Origin of the sequence: Salmonella sp. SAL4457 (assembly GCF_046548235.1) — a bacterium.
Taxonomy (GTDB): Bacteria; Pseudomonadota; Gammaproteobacteria; order Enterobacterales; family Enterobacteriaceae; genus Salmonella; species Salmonella enterica.
In genome coordinates this window covers 1-230 of the sequence record NZ_JBGDZO010001486.1, presented here as the reverse complement: position 1 = coordinate 230, position 230 = coordinate 1, and the positions used below count along the sequence as shown (strand labels likewise).

At 37.0% G+C, this 230-nt stretch carries 1 protein-coding gene and 1 pseudogene; both read right to left on the bottom strand.

The annotated features are described in order from the left end of the window. The coding region (locus tag ACLJNW_RS29140; RefSeq protein WP_410962159.1) for a glycosyltransferase at positions 1-128 on the bottom strand (128 nt) is incomplete at its 3' end. Then, positions 125-230: pseudogene (locus ACLJNW_RS29135) on the bottom strand (GtrA family protein); the annotation flags it as partial. The pseudogene ACLJNW_RS29135 and the gene ACLJNW_RS29140, both read right to left, overlap by 4 nt.

The window sequence follows — 230 nt, the reverse complement described above, 5'->3', positions numbered from 1 at the left end:
CTCCCATCATTAACGAAGATAATCTCAACGTCATAAGGTTTAAGTGAACTGTATTCTCTGACCGTGTTATAGAAAATAGGGATCGCGTCCTCTTCATTAAAGACGGGAACCACTAATGAAATTTTCATTTCTCATTCCTGAAAACAATGAATCTGGAATATAAAAATCCGCAAATAAGGCTAATTGCGGAAAATACAATGAGCGTAAAAATGGGAGGCATAGCACACTTG